Raw genomic sequence first — 7264 nt, forward strand, 5'->3', positions numbered from 1 at the left:
TTTAAGTAAAATATCAAACCATTGACTTATTAATTTTAAATTTATTTATTAAGTTATTTAATTCCTGAGCTTTAGCTGAAAGCTCTGCGCTTGTTGCAGCATCCTCATCTGCAATTGAGGAATTCCTTTGAATGATTTTAGAAATTTGTTCAATTCCAAATAATATTTGCTCTACGGATGCTGCCTGCTCCTGCGTTGCACTTGATATTTCATTAATTGTATCGTTTATAAGTGTTGAATTTGATACTACATTTGATAAAGATTTTGCAGTTTGATTTAAAACCTTATCTCCCGATGATACAGATTTTATTGTGTCCTGAATTAATATTGATGTTGTGTTGGCTGCTTCGGCGCTTCTGTTTGCTAAATTACGCACCTCATCGGCCACTACTGCAAATCCCTTTCCGGCTGACCCGGCACGAGCTGCTTCTACAGCTGCATTTAAAGCTAATATATTTGTCTGGAATGCAATATCTTCTATAGTTTTAATAATTTTTCCTATTTCATATGATTTATTGCTTATTTCTTTCATAGCTTGTATCATGTCAGTCATGTAACTGTTGCTTGTATTGATTTCATTGTTCATTTCTTTGAAATTTAAATTAGCTTCTTTAGATATATGTGCATTAGATTTAATCCGATTTGATAATTCTTCTATAGTTGCTGATAATTCTTCAATTGTACCTGTCTGCTCTGAGGTACCATCTGATAAGCTTTGAGCTCTTATTGCTATCTGTTCCGAACCGTTTAACACTTCTTCAGATGCCGAATTTGTTTGTAAAATCGCCTCTGACAGTATTACGACGGATTTATTTATAGATTGCTTTATACGCTCAAAATCGCCTTTAAATTCAGTATCAACTTTGGCTGTAAAGTTTCCTTTTGAGATTTCTGTCATTACTTCATCTATTTCGTTAATGTATGATGATAAAATTAGTATGGAGTTTTGGATGCTTTTAGACAGCTTACCCAATTCATTATCGGAGTTGTAGTTAATATTGTATGACAAATCTCCTTCTGAAAGAGAATTTGATAATTTCTCAATTTCATTAATTGGTTTTACTATATCATTCGTTATACTAATCGTTATTAAAACAGACATGGCTATTACTGCAATTGCCATAGCAATAGTTATATTTATGGATTTATGAGAATTATTATGTGAAAGATTTGCACTTTTGTTTATTTCTGCGTTAATATAGCCTGTGAGTTCATCCAATGCTTTGTTTATTTTTATGACTGTGGGATCATATGAATTAAAAATCATACGTTCAGCATCGGATTTAGATTCAGAAATAAGCACTTCATCTCTTACTTCTTTTTCTCGTGCCAATAATGTCACTAATTCATCAATTCTTTGATTGTTTTCCGGGCGAAGTGTACGTAACATATTTAAACTATTCATAATCTTTTCGTAAAGATTATTGCTAAGCTCAATGTAGTCTTTCTTTTTTGAGATGTTATTAGTAAGTATGGATGCATAAAGATTTTTTTCTATATGCTTTATATCAGTATACACCGATGTGGCAAGATATATTTCAGGTATCGAATTATCATTTACTTTACTAAATTCTGTGACTGTATCGTTAAAATAAACTAAGCTAACTGTAATTGGTATCAAGAATAGAATAATTACTAAAGCAAATGCAAAAGCTAACTTTATGCCCAATTTCAAATTAGAAAATTTAAATTTAAAGATAGTCGTCTTTTTTCTATTAAATGATATTTTTTTTAATATTTTCATTCTTTTCTCCCTGTATACGATATTCGATAGGAGAATCGTCAAATGGAATGAATAAATTAGCGACTTTTCTGTAATTTTACTGAAGTTTTACATACAATGGTATATGTGCAATACTGGGAGTGATGGGGGCGTCACAGCCCCTTAATATCTGAAACAATTGATTAAATGGTCATTAATTATACCTGTTGCCTGCAGGTGAGCATAGATAATTGTTGAGCCGAGGAATTTAAAACCTCTCTTTTTCAAATCCTTGCTTACCCTGTCTGACAATTCTGAAGTAGCAGGCACATCTGATATATCATCCCAATGATTTTTAACAACCTTATTATCCACGAAGCTCCATATATAATTATCAAAGCTTCCGAATTCATTTTGTATTTCTAAAAATCTTTTGGCATTATTTATTGAGCTTTCAATTTTTCTTCTGTTTCTTATAATACCTGCATTTTGCATCAATTCTTCAATTTTGTTATCATCATATTGAGAAATCTTAATTGCGTCAAAATCATCGTATGCTTTTCTGTAGTTTTCTCTTTTTTTGAGAATTGTCAGCCAGTTTAAACCTGCTTGAGCTGACTCAAGAACTAAAAACTCAAAATGTTTTTTATCATCATGAACGGGTACTCCCCATTCTTCGTCGTGATACTTTACATACAATTCATCATTGCCGCACCATGGACATCTGTTCATAATTACCTCTCATATTATCAGATTTGTTATAGATAAAGTATAACAGCTATTTTAGTAACAGGCAATAATTAAGCAGGTCTTGATTATTAAATTTACAAATATTGTAAAATTGAAGGAGTGCGGTATAATAGAATTAAGAATTTTATTCTTTCGAATTTGACAAACTCTTAATATAGTTTTATTATGATAAATGTTAATTATAACTAAATTAAATGTCACCCGCTTCTATAGGCGGCGGGTTCCACTCAATTTTTTCAGTGGGGGGTCAATCCCGCACTGAAACCGTTGAATGACGGGCAAAGCCCTTATTTAATAAAGAAAGGATAGGTGATTTAATGGAGCTTTTAATGGTTATATTAAAACGGATTGAGCTTGTAGACGATATTATGCAGAAATTAGCTGAATTCGGAGTTAGAGGCGGTACTATCATCGATGGTACAGGTATGGCTAAAAGCTTAGTAAACATGAACGACTTGCCTATGTTTGGCATGTTAAGATACATAATATCTGATGAAGAAAAGCTTAAAAGTAAAATTTTATTATTTGCATTAAAAGAGGAACAAGTAAAGGAAGTAAAAGATAAGATAAAAGAGGTTATTGGAGATTTAAGTGAACCTAATACAGGTATAATGTTTACTATTCCTATTAAGAATGCGGAAGGATTTGGTGAATAGATTGTTAAACATTTATACTTATTTATCATTAGCTTTAATTTTAGGTATTCTGTCCAGCAAGGTAATGGAAAAAGTTAAGTTTCCAAATGTAACAGGATATATAATAATTGGTCTGATTGCCGGACCGTATTGCCTAAATATATTGACCATGGAGGCAATAGAAAAATTTTCTATTATCCCTGATATAGCGTTAGGTATAATTGCCTTTTCTATAGGAGCTGAATTTAAGCTATCATATTTAAAAATTGTTGGAAAAGCTCCTGTTATTATTGCATTTGCAGAAGCAGTTGGTGCAGTATTAATAGTTGATTTAGTTTTAATATTAACCGGAAATGATGTACCTTTTTCATTGGTATTAGGTGCTATAGCAGCAGCAACAGCCCCTGCAGCTACATTGATGGTTGTAAGACAGTATGATGCAAAAGGACCGTTAACAAACACATTATTACCTGTTGTTGCAATAGATGATGCCATCGCTTTAACGTGTTTTGGATTATCTGTTGCATTAGCTAAATCTATAGGCAGCATGAGTGATGTTTCAATACTGACGACATTAATGGATCCGGTAATTGAAATAATCGGGTCAATATTATTTGGGGCTACAATAGGAGTTATATTAAAATTTATGACAGCGTGGTATACCGGAAATGGTAACAGGTTAACCATAGCTTTGGCTATGATTTTTTTATGTGTAGGAGTATCAAATATAGCAGGATTGTCTCCGTTGTTAGCTTGTATGTCGATGGGAGCCGTATTTACCAACATATCAAAATACAGCGATGAAACATTCAAAAATGTAGATAATATTACACATCCTATATTCCTTTTGTTTTTCGTAATATCCGGAGCGGAATTGGATATAACTATATTGCCTTCGGTAGGGTTTATCGGCTTAACTTATGTAATATTCAGGGTAGTTGGTAAGGTTCTTGGAGCTTCAATCGGAGCAAAAATTTCAAAGTCAGAGCCGGTAGTTTCTAAGTATTTAGGATTTACTTTAATTCCGCAGGCAGGAGTTGCAATAGGACTGGCGGGGATAGCTACAACTATAGTACCTGAATACGGATTAAAAATTCAAACAATAATTTTATGTGGAACAATTATTTATGAATTAATAGGACCTTTGGTAACAAAGTTAACTTTAACCAAGGCAGGAGAAATTAAATAAAATCGGTTTTTGTTTTTATGATTTATTTTATTGGAAAAACAGTGTATAATAGATTTATTAATTTATTAAGGAATTCTTTTTGGGGGCATTATGAAAGCTAAAGAATATTTGTCTATACTGCAAAATATTTTGCGCCATATAGATGAGGGTGTACATGTTTTAGATAAAAATGGAAATACGATAATTTATAATGAAGCTATGTCTAAGCTTGAAAAAATGGAAACGAAAGAAGTAATGAAAAAACCATTTAGTGAAGTTTTTAAAAATTTAAACATAGAAAACAGTACTTTGTTAAAAGCTTTAAAATCTCGTGCTATTACATCTGATCTTAAACAAACTTATTTGAACAAAGACGGAAGAGAAATAACTACTATTAATACAACGCTGCCTGTGGTAATAAATGATGAAGTTATTGCGGTTGTTGAGGTTGCAAAAAACATTACAAAAATGACTGAAATGTCTCATACAATTTTGAAGCTGCAAAATGAAATAGGCAAGCCGGAAAAAGCAAAAACAAAAAAAATCAGAAAATATAATTTTAATAATATAATCGGAAAAAGCGACAGTTTTATGGAGGTTGTTAAAAGAGCTAAAAAAGCCTCCCTAAACTCTGCATCTGTATTTATAGTAGGTGAAACCGGTACAGGGAAGGAACTTATAGCACAAAGCATACATTTTGAGAGCTCAAGACGGGACAAACCTTTTATAGCTCAAAACTGTGCTGCCTTGCCGGAATCCTTGCTTGAAGGATTGTTGTTTGGTACATCCAAGGGTGGTTTTACAGGTGCCGTTGACAGAGCGGGGTTGTTTGAACAAGCAAACGGAGGAACCCTTTTATTAGATGAAATAAATTCCATGCCATATGAATTACAAGCAAAGCTTCTGAGAGTTCTTCAGGAAAATTATATACGCAGGGTTGGTGGAACCAATGATATTCCTATTGATGTGAGAATTATATCAACCAGTAATGAATCTCCCGAAGCAATTTTACAAAACGGAAGGATTCGTAAGGATTTATATTACAGATTAAATGTAATTCAGTTAAATGTTCCTCCACTTAGGGACAGACAAGAGGATATATTGCTTTTGGCCAGTAAGTTTATCAATAAATACAATGAAAGATTTAACAGAGAAATTCTTTCAATTTCTCAAGCGGCTCAGGATTGCCTGCTAAGCTATGAGTATCCCGGTAACGTAAGAGAGTTGGAAAATATTATCATGTCGGCAATAAGCATGGTGGACGACAGTGATAAGATTCTTAATAAAAATCACTTTACAATCTTTGATTCAGAAAATAGCTTTGCATTAAAAGAAAAAGAATTAGGGGATAATGGTTTAGATGAATATTTAGGCAATTTAGAAAAAAGGATAATAGAAAAAACCCTTAGGAGCAATAAATACAACATAACCAAATCAGCTGAGGAACTGAAAATTAAACGTCAAACGCTGCAGCACAAAATAAAAAAGTATAATATTAAGTAAGCAGATGACCCAAATTTTAATTTGGTGTCGGTCGCTTATACTGTAAGTGAGATTTGGTGTCAGTCGCTTATGCTGTATGCGCAAAAAAGCAAATATATTTGCGGTTTATGCAAAAATATTTGCTTTTTTACTTGTTTTTTTGTTTTATTTATTAAAATTCCATAAATGCATAAATAAAAGTAAATTTTATCTAAATGGACATACCCTTGAAATTGGAATGTTATAAAATGGCAGAGAATTTTCATAACATACATTTTTTGAATAATGGCACAGATATTGCTAATTATATAGGTGAGTACTAACTTGAAAATGTTATCATTTAAAAATTAAAACTATTGGAGGTTGTAAAATGCAAAACGTGAAAGTAATTATTTGGGGACTTGGAGCGATGGGTTCCGGAATGGCTAAAATGTTATTAAGCAAAAAAGGTGTTGACATAGTAGGTGCAGTTGGAAGAGGCGCAAAACTCGGAAAAAGCATGTATGAAATAATAGGAGTTGAAAGGGGAGACAGACCTGAAGTATTAATTGGTACTCCCGAAGATGTAATAAAAGAAAAATCAGCTGACGTTGTTTTATGCTGTACAGACTCATATACAAAAGTTGCATTCGACAGATTAAAATTCTGTTTGGAAAGAAAAATAAACGTAGTTTCAAGTGCTGAAGAAATGGCTTATCCTCAAGCTCAATCACCTGAACATGCTAAACAATTAGATGAAATAGCAAAAGCTAACGGAGTTTCTATTTTAGGTACAGGTATCAACCCCGGATTAATAATGGACTTATTGGTTGTTGTTATGACAGGATGCTGCGAATCAGTTGACCATATAGTATCAAGAAGAGTTAACAGTCTATCACCATTTGGGCCAACTGTAATGCATGAACAAGGTATTGGTATAACAGTTGATGAATTTAAAAAAGGCGTTGAAACAGGTACATTGGCAGGTCATGTTGGTTTTGAAGAATCAATTAATATGATAGCAGATGCAATCGGCTGGAAGGTTGATAAAGTAACTACTTCTATGGATTCAATAGTTACAGACGTAGACAGAAAATCTCCTTATGGATTTGCCGCTGCAGGAAACGTAGCAGGCGTTGCTATGAAGGGATTCGGATATATTGACGGAGAATTAAAAATAGAAATGGATCACCCACAGCAAATCGAACCGGAACAAGTTGGCGTTCAAACAGGTGACTATGTAATTATTAAAGGTACTCCAAATATCAATATGGTTAATTCTCCTGAAGTACCGGGCGGAATCGGAACAATCGCTATGTGTGTTAATATGATTCCTCAAACAATCAATGCAAAACCTGGCTTGCAAACTATGATTTCATTACCTGTTCCAAGAGCAATAATGGGAGATATGAGAGAATTAATCGATCCTGAATGCAAAATAGTAAAATAACAATAGACAGGCGACAGATAAGCGGTGGGTTAGCGAAAAAAGGAGTGTAGAAATGATAAAAAAAGGCGAATGGGTTTTAATACACAGGAAAGTATTAG

At 33.0% G+C, this 7264-nt stretch carries 6 protein-coding genes; 4 read left to right on the top strand and 2 right to left on the bottom strand.

Annotated elements, in window-relative coordinates; all coding sequences use genetic code 11:
* Positions 1–13: 13 nt before the first annotated feature.
* Together RT412_RS12955 and RT412_RS12960 are read right to left on the bottom strand one after the other, a co-directional pair.
* Positions 14–1744, bottom strand: a complete 1731-nt coding sequence (locus RT412_RS12955) for a methyl-accepting chemotaxis protein (RefSeq protein ID WP_313340984.1) — start codon at positions 1742–1744, stop codon at positions 14–16.
* Positions 1745–1885: 141 nt separating this feature from the next.
* Positions 1886–2434, bottom strand: coding sequence for a DNA-3-methyladenine glycosylase I (locus RT412_RS12960; RefSeq protein ID WP_313340981.1), 549 nt, complete (start codon positions 2432–2434; stop codon positions 1886–1888).
* A 347-nt stretch (positions 2435–2781) separates the two neighbouring features.
* Between RT412_RS12960 and RT412_RS12965 the strand changes: the two genes are divergently transcribed.
* The 4 genes from RT412_RS12965 (at position 2782) to ord (ending at position 7166) form a co-directional block, all read left to right on the top strand.
* On the top strand, positions 2782–3108 hold the full coding sequence (locus RT412_RS12965; RefSeq protein WP_313413296.1) for a hypothetical protein: 327 nt from the start codon (positions 2782–2784) through the stop codon (positions 3106–3108).
* On the top strand, positions 3101–4276 hold the full coding sequence (locus RT412_RS12970) for a cation:proton antiporter (RefSeq protein WP_313340977.1): 1176 nt from the start codon (positions 3101–3103) through the stop codon (positions 4274–4276). The genes RT412_RS12965 and RT412_RS12970 overlap by 8 nt, the downstream gene beginning before the upstream one ends.
* Before the next feature lie 90 nt (positions 4277–4366).
* Positions 4367–5758 carry a sigma 54-interacting transcriptional regulator gene (locus tag RT412_RS12975; protein WP_313340975.1) on the top strand — a complete coding sequence of 464 codons (1392 nt, stop codon included), beginning with the start codon at positions 4367–4369 and terminating at the stop codon, positions 5756–5758.
* Positions 5759–6107: 349 nt separating this feature from the next.
* Complete coding sequence (gene ord, locus RT412_RS12980) at positions 6108–7166, top strand: 2,4-diaminopentanoate dehydrogenase (protein ID WP_313340972.1); 1059 nt, start codon at positions 6108–6110, stop codon at positions 7164–7166.
* Positions 7167–7264: the final 98 nt, after the last annotated feature.

The organism is Sedimentibacter sp. (genome assembly GCF_032080165.1).
Classification (GTDB): Bacteria; Bacillota; Clostridia; order Tissierellales; family Sedimentibacteraceae; genus Sedimentibacter.

Coding starts and splice junctions, on each gene's coding strand:
- ord (WP_313340972.1), top strand. CDS start 6,108: ATGCAAAACGTGAAAGTAATTATTTGGGGACTTGGAGCGATGGGTTCC.
- RT412_RS12965 (WP_313413296.1), top strand. CDS start 2,782: ATGGTTATATTAAAACGGATTGAGCTTGTAGACGATATTATGCAGAAA.
- RT412_RS12975 (WP_313340975.1), top strand. CDS start 4,367: ATGAAAGCTAAAGAATATTTGTCTATACTGCAAAATATTTTGCGCCAT.
- RT412_RS12955 (WP_313340984.1), bottom strand. CDS start 1,744: ATGAAAATATTAAAAAAAATATCATTTAATAGAAAAAAGACGACTATC.
- RT412_RS12960 (WP_313340981.1), bottom strand. CDS start 2,434: ATGAACAGATGTCCATGGTGCGGCAATGATGAATTGTATGTAAAGTAT.